Source organism: Xanthomonas dyei (assembly GCF_002939865.1).
GTDB classification, from domain to species: Bacteria; Pseudomonadota; Gammaproteobacteria; order Xanthomonadales; family Xanthomonadaceae; genus Xanthomonas; species Xanthomonas dyei.
The window spans coordinates 1-1,621 of record NZ_MDEE01000104.1; the positions used below are offsets into that span (position 1 = coordinate 1).

Consider the following 1,621-nt stretch of genomic DNA (forward strand, 5'->3'; position numbering starts at 1 on the left):
CAGCGTCGCCGAACGTCAGTTGCATGGATGATTCCTCAACACGAGGCGGGTAGTGTCGCGCATCTGCCGTGCTTTGTTCAGAGGTTCCCTAATGGTCTGGGCCGTAGCCGGAAAAACCTGGCTCAGACCGGCTCCTGCCCCCTTCAATCTTCCCTAGCTACGCTCACTACCCGCTTGGTGCGTCTGCTCCACCTGCTGCTCAAGCATCTGGCGCACGGCATAGGCCGCATCGAAGACGGCTTGCCCCAACGTGGGCAGCGTCTGCGCCTCCAGGCACTCCGGTTTGCTCATGGCGATGACATCGCTAGGAGCGATGAAGGTGCGTAGCAGGCGGTCGAGCTGGTCGCGTTGGTCCAGCGTGAGATGCAAGACGACGGCGGGGTGCTCCATCTGTGTCCTCTCCTCTGCGCGTTGCGCTCGGCGCGGGGCGTGCGGGTGCGTGCTGCGCTTGCGCTGCGCACCTGGTTAGTCCGTGGGGCCCACGCTGACGACCAGCTCGCCGTTGCGCATGCGGATGTGGAGTTTGCTGCCGATGGTGAAGCCGAGTTGTTCCAGCCAGCGGCCGCGTAGGCGCAGGGTGGGGATGCGTTGGTGGCTGTCGGGGTAGTAGCCGTAGCCGACGGTGCAGTGTTGCGGGGCACGCGGGTGGCCTGGGCGGCGCGGCTTGCTGGGATGGGGGTGCGTTCGAGGTAGGGCCGCGGCGTGATCGAGGGGTCGAGCGACTGCCAGCCGATCTCGGTGGGCTGTGGCACCGTGGCGCGCTTGCGAGTGGGCGTGGAACGGGATGTGGATCGACGCATGGCAAAGCCCTCCTGGACGAACAGGACCCGCCGCCGGCTGGCGACGGGATGTCGGGAGGTTAGAAACCGCACACAGTCGGCGGGCGTATTTCCCCGAAGGGTGTTGTATTAGCCGCCCTCCCGACGCAGGCATCGCGTCGGTTGCACCCGCAAGACGCTGCAGGCACAAAAAACCCACCGGTTTGACGGAGGTGGGTACCGCTGTGTGAGGAGTTTCTACGCTCCTTGAGGTAGAGATTGCTGCGGGTTTGTTGGGATGTCAACTGGTTATTAGCGGACAGGGAGTACTCGGTATCAAGGGCAGGTTGACCAACTTCGGTGAGAACATCAAAGCTAGACTTGACCACTTAATTAAGCACTCTCGACTGATCCTACTTTGACGTCTAATTCCGAGGTATGAGATCCACTCCACCCTTCGCAAGTTCTGATTGCTTGGATGCCTCTACATCAATTCGCTTCTGATCCAGCAACGCATCGAACTCGAACCGATGCAACTCATAGATTTGTAATGGCAGTAGCAAGGATTTGACCATCGCGACTGCCAACAAGCCAAAGCTGGCATGAAACAGCCAGCTTATAGCATCTCCTTTTGCACCCACACCATAGAGCAACATCCAAATTAAGCAAACTGCAGCACATGTTATATGTACAGCCAAAGCTGAAGCCTGGGAGAAAAGCAGGTAGGTCATCTTATCGACATAGGCTGGAGCTTGACGGGCACTAAGCAACTTAGGGAACCTCTGAACAAAGCACGGCAGATGCGCGACACTACTCGCCTCGTGTTGAGGAATCATCCATGCAACTGACGTTCGGCGACGCTG

Annotated in this window: 3 protein-coding genes; all 3 read right to left on the minus strand. The window is 59.2% G+C overall.

Annotated features, from left to right (window positions below; translation table 11 throughout):
• Positions 1 to 153: 153 nt before the first annotated feature.
• A complete protein-coding gene (locus tag XdyCFBP7245_RS23370; RefSeq protein WP_104617717.1) occupies positions 154 to 390 on the minus strand; it encodes a hypothetical protein in 237 nt (78 codons plus the stop codon).
• A 75-nt stretch (positions 391 to 465) separates the two neighbouring features.
• A complete protein-coding gene (locus XdyCFBP7245_RS23375; RefSeq protein WP_449361610.1) occupies positions 466 to 933 on the minus strand; it encodes a SymE family type I addiction module toxin in 468 nt (155 codons plus the stop codon).
• A 250-nt stretch (positions 934 to 1,183) separates the two neighbouring features.
• The coding region (locus tag XdyCFBP7245_RS23385) for a hypothetical protein (RefSeq protein WP_211287778.1) at positions 1,184 to 1,621 on the minus strand (438 nt) is incomplete at its 5' end.

Coding starts and splice junctions, on each gene's coding strand:
- XdyCFBP7245_RS23370 (WP_104617717.1), bottom strand. CDS start 390: ATGGAGCACCCCGCCGTCGTCTTGCATCTCACGCTGGACCAACGCGAC.
- XdyCFBP7245_RS23375 (WP_449361610.1), bottom strand. CDS start 933: ATGCCTGCGTCGGGAGGGCGGCTAATACAACACCCTTCGGGGAAATAC.